We start from the raw sequence: 24,003 nt of genomic DNA, 5'->3' as shown, positions 1-24,003 counted from the left end.
AGCCCGCGCCTTCGGTCCACGGCCGCGCGTGAACCGTGGCGAAAGGGCTGGCTGAATATTTGAATATGCCAATAAATCAATGTGATCGAGTATTTCCCCAGGGTTGCGCTGGCCAGCGAAAAGGCCCAGCATAGCGCGCTCGGAGGACAGACCGTGGGCACACCGCGGCACATATCCAGCTCGGCACTGTAACGACCTCATCCACGGCCATCCTATTCGGGAAACATAAGTACAAGAGCATGACGCCCACCGATCTCAATGCCGTTCGCGAACACATCGCCTCTCGCATCATTGGCCAGCAACCCTTCATCGACAGCATGCTCGTCTGTCTGCTGAGCGATGGTCATCTGTTGGTCGAGGGCATGCCGGGGCTGGCCAAGACCACCGCCGTCAAGGCGTTGGCCGAGTCGCTCGAAGGCGACTTCCATCGCATCCAGTTCACCCCCGACCTGCTGCCATCGGACCTGATCGGCACCGATATTTACCGGCACGAAAAGGGCGAGTTCGAGTTTCGCCAGGGACCGCTGTTCCACAACCTGCTGCTCGCCGACGAGGTCAACCGCGCCCCGGCCAAGGTGCAGTCGGCCCTGCTGGAGGCCATGGCGGAGCATCAGATCACGGTCGGGCAGAGGACCTATCCGCTGCCCTCGCTCTTCATGGTGCTGGCGACCCAGAATCCGGTGGAGCAGGAGGGCACCTACCACCTGCCCGAGGCCCAGCTCGACCGCTTCCTGATGCAGGCCGTGGTGACTTATCCGACGCGCGATGAAGAGCTGAGGATTCTTGAGCTGGACAGCCAGCAACAGCAGCACAGCTACACGCCTCCGGCCAAGCGCCTGACCCAGGCCGAGCTGTTCGCGATGCGTCGCGACGTGGCCAATCTCTACCTGGATCCCAAGCTGCACCACTACATCGTCGATCTGGTGCAGGCGACTCGCCAGCCGAAGCTCTACGACAAGGATCTGGGCCGCTGGTGCCGTTTCGGCGCCTCCCCGCGCGCCAGTATCGCGCTCGCCCGCTGCGCCCGCGCCCGCGCCTGGCTCGACGGCGAGACCTTCGTCGCCCCGCATCACATCCAGTCCGTCGCGCCCGAGATCCTGCGCCACCGACTCCTGCTCACCTTCGAGGCCGAGGCCGAGGGGGTTACGACGGATGCCTTCATCAAGCGCCTGTTGAGTTTGGTGGCGATTCCTTGATGGTGAGTGACATTGGATCGGTTCCGTCGAGCACGGATGAACCTGGCATCTCTCGGGATCCGCAACGGGACACGCCGTCCGATTCACCTTAGGCCGTGCCCGCCAACTGTTGCGCCGCCTTATGTAATCTTGCGTTGAACCAGCGGCGAATGATGTAACTTCGGGCAAGGCTGATCGCCGTGAACCAGGCCCCAATGGCAAGATTCGAGCTGATCGGTATATCAATCCCGAACCATGGGAAGATGACCAGTTGTGATGCAAAAGCAACGAAGTAGCCTATGGCCACATTCATCGCCGACTCAATCATTGATTCAAATCGCGTTTGCTGCATGGATTAAAACGTCGCTCGGGAGCCGACCCAGCGCGGTCGGCGTGGTTGATGGCATTCAAGGCCCTGCCGCGCGCTGGGCGGCGTCGATCGTCGTTCCGGCCACTCAGGCGATTTCCAGGAAAGTCCGTACCCGGCCGAAAGCTCCGGAACCGGACAGGATTAACAGGATTCCTCAAGATTTACAGGATTAGAAACAGAGCTTTACAAATCCTGTCAATCCTGCGAAATCCTGTTAATCCTGTCTATGACCAGGCGGATCGCGGGCACGAGGTTTCCTGGAAATCACCTTAGCATCGACCGCCTCCGGGATCGTCCCTCAGCGTCGCCGATGGCCGAAACGATGGTCAAGGCCGTAAAATCCAACGGACAACTTCATTCAATCATGAGCCTCTACCCCCGACTCGATGACTTGCTGGAGCTGCGCCACCAGGCCCATACCCTGGGGCTGCCGTCGCATCATCTGGTCAACTCGGCCTTCGCCGGGCTCTATGCCTCGGTTTTTCGCGGCGCGGGAATCAACTTCGAGGAGGTGCGCGAGTACCGCGAGGGCGATGACATCCGCTACATGGACTGGAAGGTCACGGCCCGCACCAACGAACCGCACATGAAGATCTTCCGCGAGGAGCGCGAGCGTTCGGTTGTGCTCTGCGTCGACAAGGGGCCGCACATGAGCTTCGGTACCCGCGGAACCTTCAAATCGGTCCAGGCGGCGCGCGCGGCGGCGCTCATCGGCTGGGCCGCGACCCGACTCAACGATCGGGTTGGCGGGCTCGTGTTCGGTGATTCAGCGACCGGTCCGCGGCACTTTCGTCCCTCGCGCGGGAGCCGCGCGCTCTGGCAGGTGTTGCGGACCTTGACCGAAGCCGGAACCGAGCGATCTCCCTCCATCGATTATCTGAGCGGTGCCCTGCGACGCGCGACCTCGGGCCTGCCGAATGGCTCGCTGGTGTTCGTGATCGCGGATCTCAATCGGGACGCCCTGGATTTGGAGCCAGTGCTGGGCGATCTCTGTCAGCGCAACACCGTCGCGCTGGTTCCCACCGACGACCCGGCGGACTGGGAGATCCCGGCGATGGGCGTGACCACCTTTACCGGAACCGATGGCGCCTTGATCGAGATCGACACGGATGATCCCCAGGCCGCCCGGCTCTATCGCCAAGCCTGGGAAGAGCGACGCGAACGTCTCCAGGCGATGGCGCATCGGCTGCGTATCGTGATGCTACCGGTGCGCACGGACACCGAGATCCACCTGACCCTGATCCGTAACCTCGAACAGCGCGCGCGCTCGCGGACCATCTGATGGATCCTATTCTCACCCCTCTTCAGCCGGTTCAGACGCTCCGGGATATCCGGGACATACCGCCGATCCCCTGGTGGCCGCCCGCTCCGGGCTGGTGGCTGTTGCTATTGGCACTGATACTGATCGGCTACCTGGTCTGGCGCTGGCGTGCCCCGCTCAGTCTGCGCATCCCCATTCCGGGCCTCACCCTGGGCACCTGGCGCTGGGACGCGGCGTCGGCGCTGCGTGATCTGGGGCGACGTGCCCGCGCGGGTCAGGATGTCAAGACGACGCTTGGCGAACTCTCCGAGCTGCTGCGGCGCATCGCCATGGCCCGACTCGGTCGCGCCGCCTGCGCCGGTTTGACCGGTTCGGCCTGGCTCGACTGGCTCTCGGCCCATGATCCGAATGGCTTTCCCTGGCATGAACACGGTCGGCTGCTGCTGGTGGCGCCCTATGCCCCGCCCAGCGGGGTCGCCGGAGATATCCAGATCCTGATCCGAGCGGCCGAGGCCTGGGTGAGCGCGCGCGAACCAGGGGCGCGCCCCTGGCGTCCCTGGCGCCTGACGTCGACCTCGCGGGGAGTGACCGGCGATGTTTGAGTTTCACTGGCCCTGGGCAGCGCTCCTCCTGCCCCTGCCATGGCTGTTGCCTTATCTGTGGCCGGACCCCCGACTCCAGGTCGAGGAAAGCCTCGAAGGACAGCACCAGACCCTGCTGCATCCCCGTCTGAACGATCTCAAGGCCGCCTTCAGCGTCCGGCGCCCGCGACTCCAGCTCACCGGCTGGCTGCATCGCGCGCTGCTCTATCTGCTGTGGGTGGCGCTGGTCCTGGCGCTGATGCGGCCCCAATGGCTCACGCCCTATACCGAGGTCAGCACGCCCGGATACGATCTCATGATCGCGGTGGATGCCTCGCACTCGATGGAGGCGCTCGATTTCACGGTCGAGGGCCGCCAGGTCAACCGCATGGCGGTCGTCAAGGGCGTCATGGGGCGCTTTATCGACACTCGCGAGGGTGACCGGGTCGGGCTCATCCTCTTCGGCAGCCAGGCCTTCGTGCTCTCGCCGCTCAGTCTGGACCGGTACGCCGTGCGCCAGTTGCTCGATGGCGTGCTGCCGAGCATCGCCGGGCCGGCCACCGCGCTCGGCGACGCCATCGCGCTCGGGGCGGGTAAGCTGCGCGAGCGCCCGGAGGGCTCGCGCGTCATGATCGTGATCGCGGACGGCGACAACAACGCCGGCAGTTTCGCGCCCAAGGAGGCGGCGATGCTGGCGCGGATGACGGGGACACGCATCTATGTCATCGGCGTCGGCAGCAAGCAAAAGAGCATCCCGATTCTTGAGGAGGGCCGCGTGCGTTACCGCGACGATCTCACCATGGACGAGGAAACGCTCCAAGAGATGGCCAACCTGACCGGCGGAGGCTACTTCCGGGCCACCGACACCCGTGCCCTGGAAGAGATCTCCACCCGCATCGGCCAGCTCGAAAAGACCGAGGCGCAGGCCCGGACCGCCCTCCTGCCGCGTCCACTCTATCGCTGGCCACTAGGTCTGGCCCTCTTGGCCCTGCTCGGTCTGGGGTTGTTCCCCGAGGGTCGTAAACGTTTTCTTCGTGGGCTCGCCAGTGACTGACCCAGGTTTTCATTTCGCTCAACCCCTGTGGTTCCTTGGACTGCTGGCCATTCTTCCGGTGGCCGTCTGGCTCATGCGCAGCGCCGCGCGGGCCGCGCGCGGACCCATCCATCGCTACGCGGATCCGCATCTGCTGCCCTATCTGACCGGGACGCGCGATTTGCGCACGACCGAGCGCTGGGGCCGCTTCCTGCGCTGGAGTCTGCTCTGGACGCTCCTGTTGACGGCCATGGCGGGGCCTCGCTGGAGCTACAGCGACCTGCGTCTGTTCCATCCCGGCAACAATCTCCTGGTGCTGCTGGATGTCTCGCGCTCCATGCTGGCGGAGGACGCCAGTCCGAGCCGGCTCGGCCGCGCGCGCCAAGAGTTGCAGGATCTGATCCTGAGGAACCGTCAGGTGCGTCTGGGGCTGATCGTATTCGCCACGGTTCCGCACGTCCTCTCGCCCATCACCGAGGACACCAACAGCATTCTCAATACCCTGCCCGCCCTATCGGCCGATCTGGCCAGCCCCGGTCTTCAGGGCAGCAGTCTCACGCGCGCCCTCGCGCGCGCCGAGAACCTGCTCGCGGGACTGCCGGAGGACAGCGCCCGCGCCATCCTACTGATCAGCGACGGCGACTTCGACGAGCCGCGCCTGCTCGATCAGGTGTCGCGGCTCGCCGAGCGGGGTATTCGCGTGCACACGCTCGGGATCGGATCGACGGATGGCGCCACGGTGCCGGCGCCGCAAGGCGGCGTGGTCGTGGATCCCGCCGATCCCGACCGTAAACCCGTGCGTTCGATCCTGAACGAACCCCTGCTGGAGGGCTTGGCCAAGGCCGGCGGCGGGCTCTATCTCCGCGCCGATTACCGCGACTCGGACACCAACGCCATCCTGGCGGCGGCGACGGTCAGCCGCCTCCCCCCGGAGGCCAGCGACGCGCGCACGCGAATCTGGAATGAACGTTACTGGTTGCCGGTGCTCTTGGTGGCGGGCCTGCTGTTGCCCCAGTTCCGGGGGCTTTCGCGGCGCTCGGTTCGCCGTCGGCCGACCGACCAGGGAACTGGAGGTACGCGGCCATGAGGCGACCGATTGATGCGATGATCCATCCGCTGGGGCTGGCCTGGCTCGCCGCGCTGCTCCTGGCTCCGGCGGCACCGTCCGAGGCGGACTGGCTCCGCACGGATGAGCAAATGGCCTACGACAGTTATCGCGAGGGTGACTACGCGGGGGCCGCCAAAGCCTTCGCCGATCCCTACCGCCAGGGCGTGGCTCTCTACCGGGACGGGCAATACCAGAAAGCCGAGCGCGCCTTCGGCCAGGCCAAGGACGGACCCTTTGGCGAATCCGCCCGCTATAACCTGGGCAACGCCCGTTTCAAGCTCGGCGACTACACAGGCGCGGCCGAGGCCTACGAGTCGGTCCTCGCCACCAATCCCTCCCATGAGGATGCCGCCTACAACCTCGCCCTGACCCGCGCCAATCTGGCCCGGCTGGAGCAGGAACAATTCCGCGACCAGACCGAGGAGAAGCAGGAGGAGGGGGAACAGGATCGCGAGACCGAGCGCGAGCAGACGCAGACCGGCAACGAACGCCAAAAGGCCGCCCAGGAGGAGGAACAGCAACAAAAGCCGCAGGATAAGCCGTCGAAGCAGGACGAGGCATCCGATCAGGAACAGAAGTCCGAGCCACAACAAAGCTCCAGCGAGGAACAGAAATCCCAACAGGAGAAATCCAAGGAGCAGCAATCGAAGAAGGAGCCATCCAGCCAACAGCAGGAGAGCGAGCAGAAGAAGGAGGAGAAGAAGGAAAGCGAGCCGAGTCAGTCCGGGGACGGCGAACCCCAGGAATCGGGCGAGTCCGGTTCGGAGTCCGGGAAAAAGAAGGGCGACCAGTCATCGGGGCGGTCGGGTGAGCAGGCGCAAGCCTCCGGCGAGGCGGGTGCCGAACCGTCGGCCAAGGGCGAGGGAAGCGAGCAGGACAGCGCCCAACGCGGAGCCGGTCGAGAGTCGGAAAACGCCGGGCAGGAAGGCGACGAGACCGGGAAGCCCTCGGAAGCTGGTGGGAACGCCGGCGATGAGACCGACCAGTCGCGCGGCGATCGGGAGGAGACGGATAAGCGGCAAGCGGGCGAGCGATCCGATTCTCGTGAATCCGAGCCGGACCGCGCGGAAGGAGACCGGGAGCCGTCCGAGCAAGAGGCGCGCGGTGAAGAGCCGCGTCCCGAGGACCAGCCGGGCGGCGATGAATCCGAGCCTCGACAGAGCAAGGACGAGACCGGATCCAAGGGCGAGGAGCGCGGCCGGCGCGAGTCCGAGCTAGGGGAATCGGGCGAGGAAAAGGCCGGGGGCGGCGAGGAGACGCTCGACGAGGCATCCGGCCTTGATCCAGGCGATCAGGAAGGCAAGACCGAGGAACCCGGCCGCTCGGAGCGCGAGCCCGGCGAGGAAGGCGAGCGCGGGCAAGAGCCTCGGGACCAGCGCGACGAGCGGGAAGGTCAAGGAACCGGGGAGCGCCCCGAGTCCAGGGAGGCCGGCCGTTCCGGAGGACGCGCCGATCGTCGGGGCGTGACACCACCGGAATCGCTCGACGAGCGTCAAGCCGAGGCCGTGGAACAATTCGACCAGCTCGGACTTCAACCCGGCTCGGATCGGGAGGCGGCGACCCGAGAGGGGCAGATGCCCTCGCTGGACGGCTTGAGCCTGATGGGCGGACCTGGCATGGCCGCCATGGAACAGCGGCTCAAACAAGTGCAGGGCGATCCCACATTATTGATGCGCAATCAATTTCGGATCGAGGAAATGCGCCAGATGCAGGGCTCGACCGGCGCCTGGCGGGAGACACGGCCATGGTAAGCGGAGGCGACGCCTTGAATCCCCTGACCGTCGAGACCTTGTCCGTCGAGAAGGAGGCGCTCCGCGCCAAGGTCTGGCGCCTGGCCCTCGGTATCGTGCCGCTGCTGGCGAGCGGTGCCCTCGGCGCGCAGCCTTACGCCACGCCCTACGGCCAGCCCTATTACGCGCCGCCTTATTACGGACAGCCCTATTACGGACAGCCGTCACGACCGCCCGAGTCGCCACAACCCCGGCCGGATTCGCCCCAGTACCGTCGGCTGCCCCCAACGAACGCCCAGGGCGTGCCGCCGGCCTATCAGCCACCGCCCGCGCCGGGAGGAATGCCTGGCCAGAGGCCCCAGGGATATCCTGGCTACCAGCCCAACTGGCCAGGGGGCTATGCGCAAGGGCCGGCCCAGTCGAGCCAGGTCGCGCCGCCGAGGATGGAATGGTCGCTGGAGGTGATGGATCCTTACCTGCAACAGCCGGTGGTTCTCAAGCTGGATGTCGTCAGCCGCGAGAATCTGAGCACGGCGAACCTGGAGTTACCGGCGTCGGGTGATGCGCTCATGAAGACCCTTCAGGGGCCGAGCACCAGTACCCGGACCACCAAGGGCCAGCGCGAGATCCTCAACAGCTTCGTGCTGACGGTCGTCCCGCTACGGGCCGGCGACCTGGAGCTGCCGCCGATCAAGGTCACCGGCACCCTGGCCGGCTCGGGTCTCGGCCAAGGCTACGAGGCCCACACCGAGCGCCCCATCCGACTCCAGGTGCGTCCATCCATGACCTCGGTGCGCCCCTGGCTGCCGCTGAAGTCCCTGACCCTGAAATCCAGCCTCGACCGCGAAGGAACCCTGGAGCCCGGCCAGCCGGTGACCCTGGCGTTGGAAATCGCGGCCATCGGTGGAACCGCGGTCCAGCTCCCGAGCCTGGAGGCGCAACTGAATGGACCGGATTTCCGTGTCTATCGCGAACAGACGCTCACCAATACCGAGTTGTCGTCGGACGGGCGACAACTGAGCGCCACCCGAACCGAGTACTACACCCTGGTCCCGCAAGTCGGCGGCCGACTGAGCCTCCCGGAGATGAGCATCGCCTGGTGGAATGTCGATCAGGGCGTGCGCGAGGTCGCCCGTCTGCCGATCAAGACGCTGACCGTGCGCGGTGGTGGCCCGTTCGGGTTCCCGGTCGCGGCCTTAACCAGTTCCGAGTGGGTCAAGTTCTGGGTTCCCCTAGCCGGTCTGTTGCTGCTGGTCGCCGGCTATTGGGTGGGCGTCCTCTATCGCGGCCGTCCACTGAGCCTGGGGATCGACCTGCTCGGGCTGGGGGTCAAGGGTTTGCGCGCCGGCCATGGATTCGCGCTGAAGTGGCTGGGACCCTATGCGAGGAGCCTTGGGCCAGCGGCGCTGTTGGCGGCGACGCGCCGTTTCCTGGGGCGGACCCTGCCCGCGAGCAGCCGTTTCCTGCGCTGCGTACGGTACGCCAACCAGGCCGCCACCCCGGATGAGTGGCGCGATCGGTTCGAGGAGGAGTCCCGCGCCTGTCGGTCATTCAAGGGCGAATTCACCCAAGCCGTGCTCACCCGGCACATTCTGACCGTCCGTCCCGGAGCGGATCCGAAGGCACTGAGTCGGCTCATGGGGCAATTGGACGCCGGCATCTATGGCCGCGAAACCCTCGATTTCCAGCGCTGGAAGCGCGATCTGATGCGGCAGGTAGGGCGAGGCGCGAGACTCCCGCAGCGAAGTGAAGCCTCCGGGCGCCTGCGCTGGGCCGCGCTCCCGGCGCTCAATCCAAGCTCGTTGCGAGTCGGATGAGCGCGGAGATCAAGGACTCCTCCATTCCTGGAGCTGGATGCCGGGTGTCGGGGCGAATTCATTCGCCCCGACAGGATGCCGCGCGACATCCGCGTCGATCCGAGCCTTGGAGCCTTGGAGCCGTGGCCGGGCGGACGATCCAACGATGAAGACAATTGATGCACGCCCCAGGAGATCCGGATCCCTCTCATGCCCGCCAAGCCGATCCTCTTCATCGATCCGGGACCGAACCTGGTCCAATACCTCGCCGCCGTCGGCGAGCGGCTCGCGCCCCACTACCGGGCGGTCTTCTTCTCGCGCCGGGTGAAGAGCCGCGGTCTGCTGCGTCGACTCGGGCAGGAGATCCATCCGGATCGAGACGCGCGGCGCGCCCATGCCCCATCCCCATCGATCCGGATCGACCCCGAGGCGCTCCTGGCGCGGCTGCGCAAGGAATCGGACAAGGCCCTGACCAGAGAACAGGGTCCAGCCTTCCGCCGACTGGTCGGCGAGCTGGACGCCTGTCTCGACCGACTCCAGCCGGCCGGCGTCTTCTGCTGGAACGGCTCCGGCCTGGCGGCGGCGATCGCCGAGCAACTGGCGCGGGCGCGCGGTCTCCCGCTCCTCTTCGCCGAAAACGGCTATCTGCCCAATACGCTCCAGCTCGACCCCGAGGGCGTCAACGCCTTCTCCTCCATCGGCCGCGACCTGGATCTGGACGCCATCCGCGCCCGGCCCTATTCCGACCAACAGCGCCGCGAACTGGACGCCCGGCTCGACGATTACCGGGCGGGCAAAAGCCCACCGCGCGCGCCGCCCGCCCAAGGCCGAGTCCGCCCCCCGCCGCTGGCCTATCTCATCCAAGCCTGGAACGACTGGCGCGAACGCGAACCCTCGCGCCCCCTCAACCGGCGGATCCCGCGCCAGCCGCCGGAGCTTCCCGAGCGCTTCGTCTTCTTCCCGCTCCAGGTCCGGAGCGACAGCCAGCTCACCCTCCACTCACCGCTCTACGGCAACCGGCTCGACCTGGCCATCGCCGACCTCGATCAGTCCCTGCGCGCGATCGATCCCGAGCTGAAACTGGCGATCAAGCTCCACCCGGCCGATCTCGGCAAGACCGACTACGACCCCATGGTCGAGCGCTTCCCCCAACACCTCTGGATCGGCGGCGGCGACGTGCGGACCCTCCTGCAGCGCGCCGAGTGCGTCGTCACCATCAACTCCACGGTCGGCATCGAGGCCATGATCTTCGGCAAACCGGTCGTCGCGCTCGGCGACAACTTCTACGTCCGCGAGGGCCTGGTTCATCCCGTGCGCGACCGTGCCGAGCTGACGCCGCGTCTGCGCCAGGCCCTGAGCCAAGCGCCGGACGCCGGGCTGATCGAGCCATTCCTGCGCTTCCTCTACTTCGACGCCTTCGTGCGCGCCCACTGGCGGGATTATTCCGAAGCCTCGCTGAACCATCTGGCGGAGCGGATGATGGCGATGGTGCAGGTTCGGTCAGCGGATTGATTCGAGCTGTCCGCCACCCGGAGAGCCCGCGGATTCAAAGTGCCCTCGACAAGGCGTCCACCAACATGATGGTGACCGACACGGCAGGTACCCTCATCTATCTGAACGAAGCCTTCACCCGGATGATGCGCGGAGCCGAGGCGGATCTCCACCGGCATCTTCCGAATTTCAGTGCCGCCGGACTACTCGGGCGCGGCGGGTGTGCGGGTTGCGGAGGTTGGCGGCGAAGAACTCTTAGAAAGCGGAACTGGGCGCCTTCACCACTGGCGGCGATCAGGGCGGGACAGGCGGACAGCGGCGTCATGATCGCACGGGACACGGCATCGGCGATCAATAGACTCCCCAATCCTTGGCGCTGAAACCGTCGATCAATGGCCAAACGACCAATCAATCCTGCCGGCAGGCTGGGGTAACGCGGCAACCGCTGCGTGAGATCGGCGGGCAATTCGTTGACCGGCACGCTGGTGGCGGCAAACGTGTAGTAGCCCGCTAATTCGTCACGGGCATCCAGCAGTACGAAGCCGTGGCTCAAGCGGCGCCGGATATCCTGCGTGACGTGATCACGAAAGTAGCGATCCAGCTCGTCGCTCCCACTGCCAAACGTCGCCCGGTCTTGTGTCCCGAGACGCTCGATACGCCAACTAGTCGTCACGGTGACGGTGTAATCAAGGTGCGATAGCGCTCGATCGCGCGTTCCATGGCCGGCGTCAGCGGCGCCGGGTTGAGCAGGGCTTCGAAGAAGCGTTATGACTACCTCGGTGTTTGACTTGGGTCGTATCGTCGCGACCCCGGCGGCCTTACAGGTCTTGACCGAGCGTCAGGTCACGCCGCTCAACCTGCTCCAACGTCATGCGCGTGGTGACTGGGGCGATCTGGAGGCCGAAGACATCCAGGCCAATCAGGACGCCTTGCAACAGGGCTGCCGACTCTTTTCCAGCTATCAGATCGATCCCGAGACCAAGGTCTGGATCATCACGGAAGCCGACCGTTCGGTGACGACGGTCTTGCTGCCGGATGACTACTAGGGATGGAGTGATGACCATGACCCGTGACTCGATCCCTCTCGATCCGCGCATCGCGGCCTTCGTCGCCCGTCTGGACGAGGATGAACGTGAATACTTTGAGGAGCGTGCCGCCATCGCGGAGTACGATGGCGGTCTGACGCGCGCGGCGGCTGAAGAGCAAGCGTATCAACTGACGTTGGCCTACCGGCAACGGCATCGACAGCGTGTCTATCGCACGCTGTGCGCGCTCTAAATCGCTCGGCTCACGACGCCCACTGCCGGAAATCGACCGGATGGCGGGGGCGTCGTGCGCCTTGAGAGCCCCTCAGACCAAGTGTCTGTTGGGTTCTTTTTTGATCTGGTAGTCAAGACTGACGGACTACCTGTACGTGAGTCGAGAAACCGTCGTGATCTGAGTTTGCCGTTTAGCCTTGGCGTATCATCGACTCCACTGCAATTCGGTAGTGAATGATCGAGGTCAATTCGCGTGCTGAAGACGACTTGGAAGCCTTTCTGGACAGTTTTTCCGCCGCTGGCGGTTCTCCCCGTGCTGGTCCTCACCCTCGTTTACCACGGACGAATGACGAGCTTCCAAGAGGATCTTGTGCGCACGGAGGAGCTGACCGTTGAGGCGCAAACGGCGATCATCACGCAAAAGCTGGAACGGTTGATGGCTAACGTTCGTATCTTGGCCGCGCAGAACGAACTTGCCGACTTTCTCAACACGGGTGATCGTGCTTGGCTGTCTCGGATCGCTCAGGAATACCTGGCGGTGAGCCGCTATACCCAAATCTACGATCAGATTCGCTATCTGGACGAGCAGGGCATGGAAGTCGTGCGGATCAACTTCAATGATGGCCATCCTGCCGTGGTGCCCGAGTCAGCGCTTCAGAGTAAGGCCGGTCGCTACTATTTCACCGAGGCTCTGGCGCTGTATGCGGGTCAACTCTATGCCTCTCCGCTGGACCTCAACATCGAGAACGGCGTCATCGAACGCCCGTATAAACCGATGATCCGGGTGGGCACCCCGGTCTTTGATGCGCACGGTCATCGACGTGGCATCGTGCTCGTCAACTTCCTGGCCCAAGGTTTGCTGGACGCCGTCGAGAAAGCCGGGCAAACCTCGCCCGGCGATTCAATGCTCCTCAACAGTGAGGGATACTGGCTGCTCTCACCCAACCCGCCGCCGAGTTGGGGGTTCATGTTCGCTGAACAGAGCACGGCACGGATGCCAACCATCTACCCTCAGGCGTGGCGCGCCATGAACCAAGCGCCGTCCGGTACGGTTGAGACTGACGAGGGACTATTCGCCTTCCGCACCGTGATGCCCCTGGCTGACCAGGATCGCTCGGTTGCCTCTGTCGTGCCGGGTGAAAGTTTCTTCGCAGGCACTTATCGTTGGATCGTGGCCTCTCATGTTTCCAAGGCATCTCTCAACCATCTTCGCACCGAGACCTTGATCTGGCTGATGATCGTCGGTGCAACGATCTTGGTGTGTTTGGCCTTTGGGGTGCGCGCGTTCAGCATCGTGTTCATCGAACGTCGGCGGCACCACCTTCATTTGGAGCGCATGGCGCTTGTGGATGCGCTGACCGGCATCGCCAACCGGGCGGCCTTCGAGGAACGTCTCACCCTGGAATATGAACGCGCCCGACGCCATGGCCGTCATCTCGCGCTCCTCTACATCGACCTAGACGGTTTCAAGGCCATCAACGACACCCAAGGGCATCAGGTCGGTGATCAGGTGCTGAAGGATGTCGCGAAGTCGCTGGTCACGGGCTGTCGGTGCGAGGACTTGGTAGGTCGCTATGGTGGCGACGAGTTTGCCATGCTGCTCACCGAACCGCCGGATGTCGCGACCGCCGTCTTGGTCGCCGACAAGATACGTGAGCGGATCTCGGGACTGCGCTGGGCAGGGCAATCGGTGACGGCCAGTATTGGGGTTGCCCTTTACCCTGAGCATGCGCTCGACTTGCTGGAGCTGATACGGTTGGCTGATGCGGCCATGTATGCCTCGAAGGCATCCGGAAAGAATAGCGTGGTCGTGGCTGTACCGAGCTAGCTGAGCTTGAGCATCGTTGCGATACCCTTCGGCTAACAGCATACTGCTGTGCATGACACTGTCATGCAACCGAGAGGAATACCCAATGGCTGCCAATGCCCTGGTCCAGGCCCGTATCGATGGTGAAGTGAAAGAAGAGGCTGCTGCCGTGCTGGCGACGATGGGACTGACCGTCTCCGACGCGGTTCGGCTGATGCTGACGCGCGTAGCCCGCGAGCACGCCTTACCCTTCGATCCACTGATCCCCAACCCCGAGACGATCGAGGCGATGATGGAGGCCCGGCGCGGTCAGTTGCGATCCTTTGATACCGTGGACGATCTGATGGCCGATCTCGATGCGGAGGATTGAACGGACAGCCCGCTTCAAGCGTGACTACAAACGTGAGTCAAAAGGGGCACACCGCGCGACGCTACAAGACGACTTGCGGTTCGTCCTGCTGTCACTGGTCCGCGATGAGGTCTTGCCGGATCGCTACCGCGACCATGTCCTGACGGGTAACTGGAGCGATCATCGCGATTGCCACGTCAAGCCCGATTTGATCCTGATCTACCGCAAACCCGACGCGGAGACCCTGCAACTCGTTCGGCTCGGTTCGCATGCAGAGCTTGGGCTTTGATTTCCCGTGCGATTCACCCGATGCGCTGCAACCAACGCTAGGCCGATGCACGGGCGAGGTTGAGCGCCAGCAAGCGGCGCAGGATGTCCGTCTCGGGCATCTCTGGCGTGTCATCATCCCAACCGTAGGCACGCGCCACCGCGACATCCAGGGCATGGTGGGCGTGCGTGAGCCACGCAGGACGGGCGTTGTAGAGGTTGGTCAAGGTGCGCGTCTTCAATTCCTTCTCGAACCCCGGCTTGGGAATGATCCGATCCGGATAGCCCGGCACGATCTCCGGCATGATGTCGGTCCACTCCGGCGGGTTGAGCCAGTTCCGACGGAGATGATCGAGTCGATGCGCGGCCTCTGCAATCGCTAAGGCGGCTTGGCGGTATTCCGGGGCAACCGACGGTAGGATGATGCCGGTGTCCAGGGTCTCGATGGGGCCGCCCGTGTCGGCGGGTGTCAGGCCTTCCGGGAAGGGGAAGGTCTCGAAGCACGATTTGGCATTGTAGGTTGGATCGTTGCCGACTCCATGCCGCGAGGCGTTCGCCAGCGCCCATGTCAAATGCAGATGAGACGAGAGGATGCCAAAGGTTGCATCGTCTTGCCGACAGATAGCGAAGAGACGCGAATCGGGAAGGACTGTGGAAGACAGCCAGACAACGAAACGGTGCTTGGCAACGCGAGGTGTTGCCATGTAGCGATTCAGTCGAGCTATCTCGCGCCGCAATGCTGGAACTGTTTCCCCATGCCGCCACCAATATCGCTTTCGTAGCTCGCGTCGCCCTGCCTCACGCATCGGTCTAACAAATTCGGCGACATGCCGAAATGGCTCTTCGTAGAGAGAAGCATTCACTTCCGACATCTCGCCCCCAAAGTCGATGATCCAAGTATCGGATGGGCGTCTCGTTAGATCCTGCCCGTTCGTCCAGGGGCGAAGCACTTCACGATTCGATCGTCCGTGAGGATTTGGTTCTCCAATCCACGCGCGAGCCGTACTTCCAGGGACATCGAACGGACCAACCTTCACCGGCCCCTGAAAGGCAACTTGTTCGTTCTGTACCAGAGTGCTGGCATCGGTCAAACAGAAACCGGCTTCGGCAGACGTGAGGTCTGGGTTGACGTCCTGTACAGTCTCACCGTTCAATTTGATTGGTCGGGCGTCATCTTTGGCTGCGAATGCCACGAGCGACACACGAACCTCTGCCCCGTCGTTGACCCACGGTTCGTCTGACCATGCCTCGAAGATCGCTCCAGATGTCGTGATGCGCTCCAGTACGGTACGGTTCGATCCCTTTCTGATGGACTGTGTGGCGACCAAGCCCGCATACCTCACGTTGCCCGCTTCGATGTGAGCTCGGGCCTTCTCGAACCAGTAAGTCACCAGATCGGCCCCGCCGGGGACGCGACCCTCGTAACGCTTCCGCAGCCGCTTCACATAGTCTTCACCCAGAATGCCGAGCATCTTCTTGTCGCCCAAGAACGGTGGATTGCCGACGATGACATCCGCCTTGGGCCACTCTGGCTCGGTCCCGTCTTCGTTCACGATCGCATCGCGCTGTACGATGGTGTCGAGCGGCTTGAGTATCGGATTCTTCGCGAGCGAGAAGCCGTGATTGAGCATCCATTGGATCTCGCCGATCCAGACCGTGACGCGCGCCAGCTCGGCGGCATAGGGATTGATCTCGATGCCCAAGACATTCTCGGGTCCGACCAGCGGGAAGCCACGCGGTAAACCCAGTGCCTCGGCTTCCAGCATCACCTGATGCTCCAGATCCTTGAGTCCCAGCAAGGCGAGCAGGAGGAAGTTACCCGACCCGCAGGCGGGATCGAGCACACGGAAACGGGCGAGTCGATCCAGGAAGACCTGTAAGCGTCCCTGTGCGCGCTTGCGTGCCTTGGCGCTGACTGACGGGCTCTTGCTCTCCTTCGACTTGGTCATCCAGGCGGCGATCTCATCCCTGGCGCTGGCCCAGGCGTCACGTAGCGGGTCGAGCACAACCGGGTTGACCAGGCGCAGAATGGAGGCTTGATCGGTGTAGTGTGCGCCAAGCTGAGAACGCTTGCCGGGATCCAGCCCACGCTCGAACAGGGTGCCGAACAGGGTCGGATCGATGGCCGACCAATCGAGTTGCGCCAGCTCGCGCAAGATCTGAATGTCGTCTGGCTCCAGGGGCAGGATGTCCTTGGACGCGAAGAGTCCGCCGTTGAACCAGTCGATCGATTCCACGCCCATCAGTCCGCCCGTTGCCATCGCGCCGAACAGGTTTTCAAGCATGGACGGTAGCTGGTGGGGCTGTCGGCGACCGGCATCGAGCAGCTTGGCAAACAGCTTGTTCGGCAAGAGGTCGATGTCTTCGGCAAACAGACAGAACAGGATTTGTTGGCTGAAGTGGGCGACCTTGACGGGATCATGGTGGCGTGCACGGAGGGTCTGTGCCAACCCGGCGAAGCGAACAGCGGCCTCTTCGGTCAGGTGTGCGGTGGTGCGGCCTGGACGGAGTCGTTCGGGATCGGTGAAGGCCCACAGGAGCAGGCGACGCAAGGCGGGATCGCGCAGGTCATCCAAGGTGATGACATGGATCTCAGGGACGGTGCCAGTGAAGGCGGTATGAATGACGATGGTCTCGATGTCCGAGACGATCAACAGCGGCGGGTATTCCAGCGCCGGGGTATAGAGTTGAAGCTGTTTGAAGGCGTCCAGCAGACTTTTGCCTTTGCCCTTGTACTCCCAGCCGAAACAGCCTCGCTTCCAGACATCCGCCCAGCCATCGCCACCCCCCGCCTTCTTCGCGCCCTTCTCGAAGGTGTACCAAGCACCCGTGGGATCCACTTCAGCAGGCGTCGGGACATTCAGGAGCCGACAGAGGTCAAGAAAATGCTCTTGCGCCGCCGAACGCTCCTTGAGGGTGGTATCTTTCCATTTCGCGATGAACTGTTCCGGGGTCACGTCGATCGGCTCCTTATCTGTCCTGAACTGGCCCCAGCTTGCGCAATCGGGACGTACCGACACCCGGTATACGCCCGGAACCCAAAAACAAAGGGCCTAGCCTTGCGGCTAAGCCCTTGTTTTGTTTGGCTGGGGGACAAGGATTCGAACCTTGGTTGACGGAGTCAGAGTCCGTAGTCCTGCCGCTAGACGATCCCCCAGTGAAACTGTTTTTTAAGCGATTAACGCTTGGAGTACTGCGGACGCTTGCGGGCCTTGTGTAGGCCGACCTTCTTGCGCTCGACCTCGCGGGCGTCGCGGGTGAGGAAGCCGGCGCGGCGCATGGGGCTGCGAAGCTCTTCATTATAAAGAACGAGGGCGCGCGCGATGCCGTGACGGATGGCGCCGGCCTGTCCGGTGTTGCCGCCGCCCTTGACGGTGGCCTTGATGTCGAGGCGATCGACGAGGCCGGCGGTTTCGAGCGGCTGACGAACGACCATGCGGGCGGTTTCGCGCCCAAAGTATTCGTCAAGCGGGCGACCGTTGACGGTGATGGCGCCCGAGCCGACCGACAGGAAGACCCGTGCGGCGGACGTCTTACGGCGACCAGTAGCGAGTTGCGTCTCCGACATGCGTCTGATTCCTAAACGTTAAGCTCAAGGACTTGCGGTTGCTGGGCCTGATGCGTGTGCTCCGGGCCGGCGAATACCCGCAACTTCTTGATCATGGCGCGACCGAGCGGACCCCGCGGCAGCATTCCCTTCACGGCCAATTGAATGGCGCGCTCGGGCTTGGAATCCAGCAGTTTGGCGAGATTCGTGGACTTGAGGTTGCCGACGTAACCGGTGTGCCGGTAGTACATCTTGTCCTGAAGCTTGTTGCCGGTCACACGGATTTTCTCGGCGTTGACCACCACGAGATAATCGCCAGTGTCGACATGCGGCGTGTACTGGGGTTTGTGCTTGCCGCGCAGGCGCAAGGCTAACTCGCTGGCCAGGCGTCCCAGGGTCTTGCCATTGGCATCAACCAGGTACCAGGCGCGGCGAACCTCGGCGGGTTTGGCGCTAACAGTCGTCGTCATGATCCTTCGCTCCGGGATGCCCGCGCACAAAAAATCGCCGCGCTGGCCGTGAATTCGTTAGTCTGCATCGGGAAAGACCGCGAAATATACGTGATCGTTTCCGCTGGCGCAAGTCGCAATTGATGCCGCTCAGCCGGGGAGCTTGAGTCGCTCCACCGCGCGACCTTCGATCAGGTGCTCGCGCAGGATCTCTTCCAGGTCGTCCTGGTTGGCGTAGCTGTACCAGATGCCGTCCGGATAGACGACGATCGTCGGTCCCTCGGCGCAGCGGCCGAGGCAGCCGGCGGTGTTGACGCGCACCCCTCCGGGTCCGGCCAGGCCCAGTTCCTTGGTGCGTTGCTTGAGATAGTCGCGCATCGCGGATGACCCGGATTGCGCGCAGCATTGGCGGCCGTCCTCGCGCCGGTTGGTGCAGAAGAAGACGTGGTGACTGTAGCGAGGCATTGTCAATGACCTGAATAGGAGCAAGTTCGTTGTCTAGAGGTTAACATGCGATCCGATCGATACCGCTCTCTCTTGTGGCTCCGCGACACGCGCTTTCCAAGCCGGCCAGGCGGATCCGACCAGCTCGCCCGCCGCGCGCCCAGCCCGGCTTTCGGACTCAACCCACCGTAGAATTCGCCTTGAATACTCAGGTCAAGCCGTCGATCCCGGCAACGCCGCCTCGACTCTCGGACCGGGATCTACTCGATCTCGCCGATCAATGCGTCAAGTGCGGGCTGTGCCTTCCGCACTGTCCGACCTATGCCAAGACACGCCAGGAGGGGGACTCTCCGCGCGGGCGCATCGCGCTGATTCAGGGCTGGGCGACGGGCCAGTTCGCGATGACGGCGACCCTGGAGGGGCATCTCGACGGATGCCTGACCTGCCGCGCCTGCGAGTCCGCCTGCCCCTCGCTGGTCGCTTACGGTCGCTTGGCCGATGCCGCCAAGGCGCGGCGCGTGGAGAGGCTTCCCCGCTGGCGACGCGCCCGCAAACGGCTCTGGCTCCATCTGTTGTCGAGCGCTCGGGTCATGCGATCCCTGGGGCGGTTGGCGCGCGGCTATCGGGCCAGCGGTCTGGCGCGCGTCGCCGAGATCACCTGGCTCGCCCGCCTCCCGAGGCTCGGGGTTTTTCATCGTCTCGTCGCGGCGATGGGCCTGACGGCGCGTCCACTCATCGGGCGAGATCCCGAGATCGCGGATCTCGACCTCTTCGTCGGTTGCTCGGGCTCCAGCGCCCAAGGGCCAGCCATCGAGGCGGCCCTCGCGGTGTGCGAGCGCATCGGCCTGCGCGCGAGTCTCTCCTCCGAGTCCGCCTGCTGCGGGGCCATGATGCGGCACAACGGATTCCCGGAGGAGGCCGATGGTTACCGCGAACATTGCGCCCAGCGCCATCGCGGCCGGGTGCTGGTCGGGCTCGCCAGCGCCTGCGTCGCCGAGTTGCGCGAGCATCCCGAGCTTGGCGACACCTGGGAGCTGTGCGCCTATCTCGATCAGGCTGCCTGGCCCACGTCGATCGAGATCCGGCCGCTCGATCGCCGCGTTCTGGTCCACGAGCCCTGCTCGCACCGCCAACTGTTGGGCGGAAACGCCGCCGTCTATCGCCTGCTGGCCCGCGTTCCGGGCTTGCGGCTGTCTCCCCTGCCGGACAACGATCGTTGTTGCGGCGCGGCGGGAACCTATCTGATTCAGCAGCCGGAGATGGCGGGGGCGCTCCTCGACGACAAGTTGACCCACATCCGGGACTTGAAGCCGGATATCATCGTGACCACGAATCCGGGATGCGCGCTGCATCTGATCGCCGGGATCCGGGAGTCCCGTCTGGAGATCGAGGTCTGTCATCCGGTCGAACTGATCGCACGCCAGATCCAGATGTCCTGACGACCATCGCTCGCCGCTCGACAGACAGGCCCCTCATCATCCGAACCACGAGCCTCACTCAATGAACAACCAACCCACGCATAGCCGCCGCTATTCGCCTCTCGATCGACTGCTGATCAATACCGATCAAGCCTTACGCACCCTGTTCGGCCGCCCCTCGACCACCGAACGCCGCAACCCGGCCGCCGGCCTGATGGAGCCCGATCTGCGCGATGAGCAACGGCGGCATGTCGCGCGTCTGATGCGTATCAACCATACGGGCGAGATCTGTGCCCAGGCCCTCTATCAAGGCCAGGCCCTGACCGCCAAGCTGCCCGAAACGCGCCAGCGCATGGAGCGCTCCGCCAAGGAAGAGAACGATCACCTGGCCTGGTGCGAGGAGCGCCTGAATGAGCTGGGGGACCGCAAGAGTCTTCTGAACCCACTCTGGTACGCCGGATCCTTCGCGATGGGCGCCGCCGCCGGACTGGCTGGAGACAAATGGAGCCTGGGGTTCGTGGTCGAGACCGAGCGCCAGGTCGAGAACCATCTGGACGACCACCTGGGTCAGATCCCCGTCCACGACGAGAAGAGTCGGGCGATCCTGGAACGGATGAAGGCCGACGAGGTCCGCCATGCCCAGATCGCCAAGGCGGCCGGCGGCGCGGATCTGCCGGCGCCGATCCGCGCGGCCATGAAACTGACGTCGCGTGTGATGACGCGCACGGTCTATTGGGTCTGACAGGGAAGAGGTCGCGCGCGGCCTCCGCGCCACGGGAATCGGCCGCGCAAGCTGGCGGGCGACCCACCTTGACGGACGGCCGAGACCGGCTCAGTCGCCCACGAACTCCAGATTCCGGCCCAGGTTGCGGCCGTAGAAGATCTCGGTCAGCTCGCGTCGCAGGAGCTTCTGGATGCGCTGATGATCCTGACCGGACAGATCCTTGCCCTCGATGCAGAAGAGATAGTCGTCGAGCCGGAAATCCCGGATCACCATCTTGGTGTGAAAGAGATTTTCCTGGTAGACGTTCACATCGACCATCTGGTAGCGGGTCTTGGTGTTGCGCGACAGGTAGTTCTGGATCGAGCTGATGTTGTGGTCGATGAAGTGCTTGCGTCCGCTGACGTCCCGTGTGAAGCCGCGCACCCGGTAGTCCATGATGACGATGTCCGATTCCAGCGCGTGGATCAGATAGTTGAGCGCCTTGAGCGGCGAGATGCGACCGCAGGTCGAGACGTCGATATCGGCGCGGAAGGTACTGATGCCGGTCTGGGGATTGGTCTCGGGGTAGGTGTGGACCGTGATGTGACTCTTGTCGAGATGCGCCACCACGGCGTCGGGCAGCGGTCCGGGCGTGGCGTTATTGGAAAGGCCCTCGGCCGCGAGGCTCTCTTCCGAGATCAACATGGTCACCGACGCGCCCTGGGGATCGTAATCCTGATGGGCGATGTTCAGGATATTGGCGCCGATGATCTCGGCCACGTCGGTCAGGATCGCGGTCAGTCGCGCGGCGTTGTAAGCCTCGTCGATGTAGGCGATATAGGCTTGGCGTTGGTCGTCGGAATCCGCGTAGCAGACATCGTAGATGTTGAAGCTGAGCGTCTTTGTCAGGTTGTTGAAGCCATGCAGGCGCAGTTTCTTGAGGGTGGTGGGCATGGTCGGAAACCTCGGAAACAACGAGAGCGCGCAAGCTAACCATCGGTTTCAGCCGATGCAAGAGGATATGTCGTCGCGGCGCGAGAGCCGCCGGGGCGCTCGACACCCCCCGATCCCGAGGACTCAAGCCTCATGGATCTCGAAATCATGGGTGATGGCCGCCGTGGCGCCGAGCATGATGGAGGCCGAGCAGTATTTCTCCGCGCTGAGCCGGATGGCCTGCTCCACGCGCTTGGGGTCGAGGCCGCGACCCCTGACGATGAAATGCGCATGGATCTGGGTGAAGACCTTGGGATCCTGGTCGGCACGTTCGGCCTCCAGTTCCACGACACAGTCGGTTACCTCCTGACGCCCCTTGCGTAGGATCAGCAGTACGTCGAACTGGGTGCAGCCACCCATCCCGATCAACAGCATTTCCATGGGCCTGACCCCGATGTTTCGGCCACCCAACTCGGGTGGTCCGTCCATCACGACCGCATGGCCAGAGCCGGACTCGCCCAGCATGGCCACCCCATCGATCCATTTGATCCGTGCCTTCATGACATTTTCCCCTTGGTGGAATCGTGGCACCCAGTCCTTGCGAAGACAGGGACAAGCCTGTACACAAGCGCCATGGACTGACCGAAACCGGCCACCGGGCCGGAAACCCTGGGGCGCGGGCGCGCGAGGCCCCTCGTCCATAGGACGCGGCAGAGGCTAGCACAGATCGACAAGACACCTCGGCCTGCCTAGAATCTAAGGAAAATCCGTCCCCTATGACAGGTTCCGCGATGAGCATTCTGAGACCCCCGAAGGAAGAACCCAGATGGTTGCAACCCTTTCTGGCCCAATCCCATGCCAAGACCTATGAGAAGAACGTCGAGTTCATCCGTCAGGGACAGGCGGCGGAGAGTCTCTATTACCTCATCGAGGGGTCGGTCTCGGCCCTCATGTTCGACGAGGAAGAGCGCCGCGAGCTGATGCTCGCCTACATCAACAAAGGTGAGTTCATCGGCGAGATGGGGCTGTTCATCCCGCAGAACGCGCGCAGCGTCATCATCCGCACCCGGACCAAGTGCAAGGTCGCCGAGATCACCTATCAGCGACTCGACCGCCTGCTCAACGACGAGCTGGCCGACGTGGCCAAGGAATTCCTCTACAGCATCGGCGAGCAGCTTTCCCAGCGGCTCCAGGTCACCAGCCGCAAGGTCGGGCATCTGGCCTTCCTGGATGTCACCGGCCGGATCGCCGGAACCCTGCTGGATCTGTGCAAGCAGCCGGACGCCATGACCCACCCCGACGGCATGCAGATCCGGGTGACGCGCCAGGAACTGGGACGCATCGTCGGCTGCTCGCGCGAGATGGCGGGGCGGGTGATGAAGAACCTTGAGGAACAGGGCCTGGTGAGCGTCAAGGGCAAGACCATCGTGGTCTTCGGAACGCGCTGAGGCCGCGCGTTCCGATCGCCTCTGGAAGGCTTTAGAAGAACAATCGCGCCAGTTCGCTTCCGGGGTCGGGAGCCCGCATGAAGGCCTCGCCGACCAGGAAGGCATTCACGCCGCTGGAGCGCATCCGAGTGACGTCGTCCCTGGTCAGGATGCCGCTCTCCGTGACCAGCAGACGCTCCTCCGGGACCGAGGACAGCAGCCCGAGCGTGGTCTCCAGACCGACCTCGAAGGTGCGCAGATTCCGGTTGTTGATGCCGACCATCCGCCCCGGAACGGCCAGCGCCCGCTCCAACTCCTCGGCGTCGTGCACCTCGACCAGCACATCCAGTCCCAGCCCCTGGGCCAGTCCGCTCAGATCGCGTAGCGCCGAATCGTTGAGACAGGCGGCGATCAGGAGGATGCAATCCGCCCCCATCCGCCGGGCCTCGTGGATCTGGTAGGAATCGATGATGAAATCCTTGCGGATCACCGGCAGATCGCAGGCCGCCAGCGCCTGCACGAGGTAGTCGTCGCTTCCCTGAAAGAAATCCACGTCCGTCAGCACCGAGAGACAGGCCGCGCCGCCCTGTTCGTAGCTCCGTGCGATCTCGGCCGGACGAAAATCCTCCCGCAGCACGCCCTTGCTCGGGCTGGCCTTCTTGATTTCGGCGATCACCGCCGGCTGCCCGGCGGCGATCCGGGCCTCAAGCGCGGCGACGAAGCCTCGGGTCGGCCCGACATCCGCCAGACCCGCGATCAGTTCCGATTCCGGGCGGTGCTGACGGCGGTCGCGGACTTCCTCCAGCTTGCGGTGGACGATTTTCTTCAGGACATCCGGGGTATCGGCCATCTGTC

The 24,003-nt window shown here is 63.8% G+C and carries 25 protein-coding genes and 1 tRNA gene; 16 read left to right on the top strand and 10 right to left on the bottom strand.

Annotated features, from left to right (window positions below):
• The first annotated feature begins 239 nt into the window (after nucleotides 1-239).
• A complete protein-coding gene (locus tag CKO27_RS15145) occupies nucleotides 240-1,196 on the top strand; it encodes an AAA family ATPase (RefSeq protein ID WP_200375744.1) in 957 nt (318 codons plus the stop codon).
• Nucleotides 1,197-1,284: 88 nt separating this feature from the next.
• On the opposite strand, the gene CKO27_RS15140 is transcribed toward CKO27_RS15145, so the two are convergent.
• Nucleotides 1,285-1,527 carry a DUF7220 family protein gene (locus tag CKO27_RS15140; RefSeq protein ID WP_200375743.1) on the bottom strand — a complete coding sequence of 81 codons (243 nt, stop codon included), beginning with the start codon at nucleotides 1,525-1,527 and terminating at the stop codon, nucleotides 1,285-1,287.
• A gap of 382 nt (nucleotides 1,528-1,909) precedes the next feature.
• Between CKO27_RS15140 and CKO27_RS15135 the strand changes: the two genes are divergently transcribed.
• The 7 genes from CKO27_RS15135 to CKO27_RS15105 all read left to right on the top strand — a co-directional run bounded on the left by CKO27_RS15135 (nucleotide 1,910) and on the right by CKO27_RS15105 (nucleotide 10,566).
• On the top strand, nucleotides 1,910-2,827 hold the full coding sequence (locus tag CKO27_RS15135) for a DUF58 domain-containing protein (RefSeq protein WP_200375742.1): 918 nt from the start codon (nucleotides 1,910-1,912) through the stop codon (nucleotides 2,825-2,827).
• Nucleotides 2,827-3,408, top strand: coding sequence for a DUF4381 domain-containing protein (locus CKO27_RS15130; RefSeq protein WP_200375741.1), 582 nt, complete (start codon nucleotides 2,827-2,829; stop codon nucleotides 3,406-3,408). The genes CKO27_RS15135 and CKO27_RS15130 overlap by 1 nt, the downstream gene beginning before the upstream one ends.
• On the top strand, nucleotides 3,401-4,441 hold the full coding sequence (locus CKO27_RS15125) for a VWA domain-containing protein (RefSeq protein ID WP_200375740.1): 1,041 nt from the start codon (nucleotides 3,401-3,403) through the stop codon (nucleotides 4,439-4,441). The genes CKO27_RS15130 and CKO27_RS15125 overlap by 8 nt, the downstream gene beginning before the upstream one ends.
• Nucleotides 4,434-5,507 (top strand): VWA domain-containing protein, encoded by a 1,074-nt coding sequence (locus CKO27_RS15120; RefSeq protein ID WP_200375739.1) that lies wholly within the window; start codon nucleotides 4,434-4,436, stop codon nucleotides 5,505-5,507. Before CKO27_RS15125 ends, CKO27_RS15120 begins: the two co-directional genes overlap by 8 nt.
• Nucleotides 5,504-7,279: a tetratricopeptide repeat protein gene (locus tag CKO27_RS15115; RefSeq protein ID WP_200375738.1), complete on the top strand. Its 1,776-nt coding sequence runs from the start codon at nucleotides 5,504-5,506 to the stop codon at nucleotides 7,277-7,279. Before CKO27_RS15120 ends, CKO27_RS15115 begins: the two co-directional genes overlap by 4 nt.
• Nucleotides 7,280-7,293: 14 nt before the next feature.
• Nucleotides 7,294-9,075 carry a BatD family protein gene (locus CKO27_RS15110; protein ID WP_242470933.1) on the top strand — a complete coding sequence of 594 codons (1,782 nt, stop codon included), beginning with the start codon at nucleotides 7,294-7,296 and terminating at the stop codon, nucleotides 9,073-9,075.
• Between the two features lie 189 nt (nucleotides 9,076-9,264).
• The gene (locus tag CKO27_RS15105; RefSeq protein ID WP_200375736.1) at nucleotides 9,265-10,566 is read left to right on the top strand and encodes a capsular polysaccharide export protein, LipB/KpsS family; all 1,302 of its coding nucleotides are present in this window, start codon (nucleotides 9,265-9,267) and stop codon (nucleotides 10,564-10,566) included.
• Between the two features lie 97 nt (nucleotides 10,567-10,663).
• On the opposite strand, the gene CKO27_RS15100 is transcribed toward CKO27_RS15105, so the two are convergent.
• Entirely contained in the window at nucleotides 10,664-11,098 is a 435-nt protein-coding gene (locus CKO27_RS15100) for a GNAT family N-acetyltransferase (RefSeq protein ID WP_242470932.1), read from the bottom strand.
• Between the two features lie 214 nt (nucleotides 11,099-11,312).
• Here CKO27_RS15100 and CKO27_RS15095 point away from each other — a divergent pair, with 214 nt between their 5' ends.
• From CKO27_RS15095 to CKO27_RS15075, 5 genes are all read left to right on the top strand, one after another.
• Nucleotides 11,313-11,591 (top strand): hypothetical protein, encoded by a 279-nt coding sequence (locus CKO27_RS15095; RefSeq protein WP_200375734.1) that lies wholly within the window; start codon nucleotides 11,313-11,315, stop codon nucleotides 11,589-11,591.
• Between the two features lie 16 nt (nucleotides 11,592-11,607).
• Complete coding sequence (locus tag CKO27_RS15090) at nucleotides 11,608-11,823, top strand: hypothetical protein (RefSeq protein ID WP_200375733.1); 216 nt, start codon at nucleotides 11,608-11,610, stop codon at nucleotides 11,821-11,823.
• A 234-nt stretch (nucleotides 11,824-12,057) separates the two neighbouring features.
• Nucleotides 12,058-13,632 (top strand): diguanylate cyclase, encoded by a 1,575-nt coding sequence (locus CKO27_RS15085; RefSeq protein ID WP_200375732.1) that lies wholly within the window; start codon nucleotides 12,058-12,060, stop codon nucleotides 13,630-13,632.
• A gap of 85 nt (nucleotides 13,633-13,717) precedes the next feature.
• Complete coding sequence (locus CKO27_RS15080; RefSeq protein ID WP_200375731.1) at nucleotides 13,718-13,981, top strand: type II toxin-antitoxin system RelB/DinJ family antitoxin; 264 nt, start codon at nucleotides 13,718-13,720, stop codon at nucleotides 13,979-13,981.
• Nucleotides 13,968-14,249, top strand: a complete 282-nt coding sequence (locus CKO27_RS15075) for a type II toxin-antitoxin system YafQ family toxin (protein WP_200375730.1) — start codon at nucleotides 13,968-13,970, stop codon at nucleotides 14,247-14,249. The genes CKO27_RS15080 and CKO27_RS15075 overlap by 14 nt, the downstream gene beginning before the upstream one ends.
• Nucleotides 14,250-14,286: 37 nt before the next feature.
• Here the strand turns inward: CKO27_RS15075 and CKO27_RS15070 are convergent, their stop codons facing one another.
• From CKO27_RS15070 to CKO27_RS15050, 5 genes are all read right to left on the bottom strand, one after another.
• A complete protein-coding gene (locus CKO27_RS15070) occupies nucleotides 14,287-17,184 on the bottom strand; it encodes a class I SAM-dependent DNA methyltransferase (RefSeq protein ID WP_200375729.1) in 2,898 nt (965 codons plus the stop codon).
• Between the two features lie 126 nt (nucleotides 17,185-17,310).
• Nucleotides 17,311-17,384, bottom strand: a tRNA-Gln gene (locus CKO27_RS15065).
• A gap of 21 nt (nucleotides 17,385-17,405) precedes the next feature.
• Nucleotides 17,406-17,795: a 30S ribosomal protein S9 gene (rpsI, locus tag CKO27_RS15060; RefSeq protein WP_200375728.1), complete on the bottom strand. Its 390-nt coding sequence runs from the start codon at nucleotides 17,793-17,795 to the stop codon at nucleotides 17,406-17,408.
• Nucleotides 17,796-17,806: 11 nt separating this feature from the next.
• Nucleotides 17,807-18,244, bottom strand: coding sequence for a 50S ribosomal protein L13 (gene rplM / locus CKO27_RS15055; protein ID WP_200375727.1), 438 nt, complete (start codon nucleotides 18,242-18,244; stop codon nucleotides 17,807-17,809).
• A 129-nt stretch (nucleotides 18,245-18,373) separates the two neighbouring features.
• Nucleotides 18,374-18,688, bottom strand: a complete 315-nt coding sequence (locus CKO27_RS15050) for a (2Fe-2S) ferredoxin domain-containing protein (protein WP_200375726.1) — start codon at nucleotides 18,686-18,688, stop codon at nucleotides 18,374-18,376.
• Nucleotides 18,689-18,867: 179 nt separating this feature from the next.
• On the opposite strand from CKO27_RS15050, the gene CKO27_RS15045 reads away from it, so the two are divergent.
• Both CKO27_RS15045 and coq7 read left to right on the top strand, forming a co-directional pair.
• A complete protein-coding gene (locus CKO27_RS15045; RefSeq protein WP_207280836.1) occupies nucleotides 18,868-20,106 on the top strand; it encodes a (Fe-S)-binding protein in 1,239 nt (412 codons plus the stop codon).
• Nucleotides 20,107-20,167: 61 nt separating this feature from the next.
• Nucleotides 20,168-20,827: a 2-polyprenyl-3-methyl-6-methoxy-1,4-benzoquinone monooxygenase gene (coq7, locus tag CKO27_RS15040; RefSeq protein WP_200375725.1), complete on the top strand. Its 660-nt coding sequence runs from the start codon at nucleotides 20,168-20,170 to the stop codon at nucleotides 20,825-20,827.
• 90 nt (nucleotides 20,828-20,917) lie between these two features.
• Here coq7 and speD read toward each other — a convergent pair whose 3' ends face one another.
• Complete coding sequence (gene speD / locus CKO27_RS15035) at nucleotides 20,918-21,742, bottom strand: adenosylmethionine decarboxylase (RefSeq protein WP_200375724.1); 825 nt, start codon at nucleotides 21,740-21,742, stop codon at nucleotides 20,918-20,920.
• A gap of 123 nt (nucleotides 21,743-21,865) precedes the next feature.
• Nucleotides 21,866-22,282, bottom strand: a complete 417-nt coding sequence (locus CKO27_RS15030; RefSeq protein WP_200375723.1) for an OsmC family protein — start codon at nucleotides 22,280-22,282, stop codon at nucleotides 21,866-21,868.
• A gap of 230 nt (nucleotides 22,283-22,512) precedes the next feature.
• Between CKO27_RS15030 and crp the strand changes: the two genes are divergently transcribed.
• Nucleotides 22,513-23,169: a cAMP-activated global transcriptional regulator CRP gene (crp, locus tag CKO27_RS15025; RefSeq protein WP_200375722.1), complete on the top strand. Its 657-nt coding sequence runs from the start codon at nucleotides 22,513-22,515 to the stop codon at nucleotides 23,167-23,169.
• 31 nt (nucleotides 23,170-23,200) lie between these two features.
• On the opposite strand, the gene trpC is transcribed toward crp, so the two are convergent.
• The gene (gene trpC, locus CKO27_RS15020) at nucleotides 23,201-23,998 is read right to left on the bottom strand and encodes an indole-3-glycerol phosphate synthase TrpC (RefSeq protein WP_200375721.1); all 798 of its coding nucleotides are present in this window, start codon (nucleotides 23,996-23,998) and stop codon (nucleotides 23,201-23,203) included.
• Nucleotides 23,999-24,003 lie beyond the last annotated feature (5 nt).

It is taken from the genome of Thiocystis violacea (assembly GCF_016583575.1).
GTDB lineage: Bacteria > Pseudomonadota > Gammaproteobacteria > Chromatiales > Chromatiaceae > Thiocystis > Thiocystis violacea.
The sequence above is the reverse complement of the archived record's forward strand: the minus strand, read 5'-3'. Positions and strand labels throughout refer to the sequence as shown.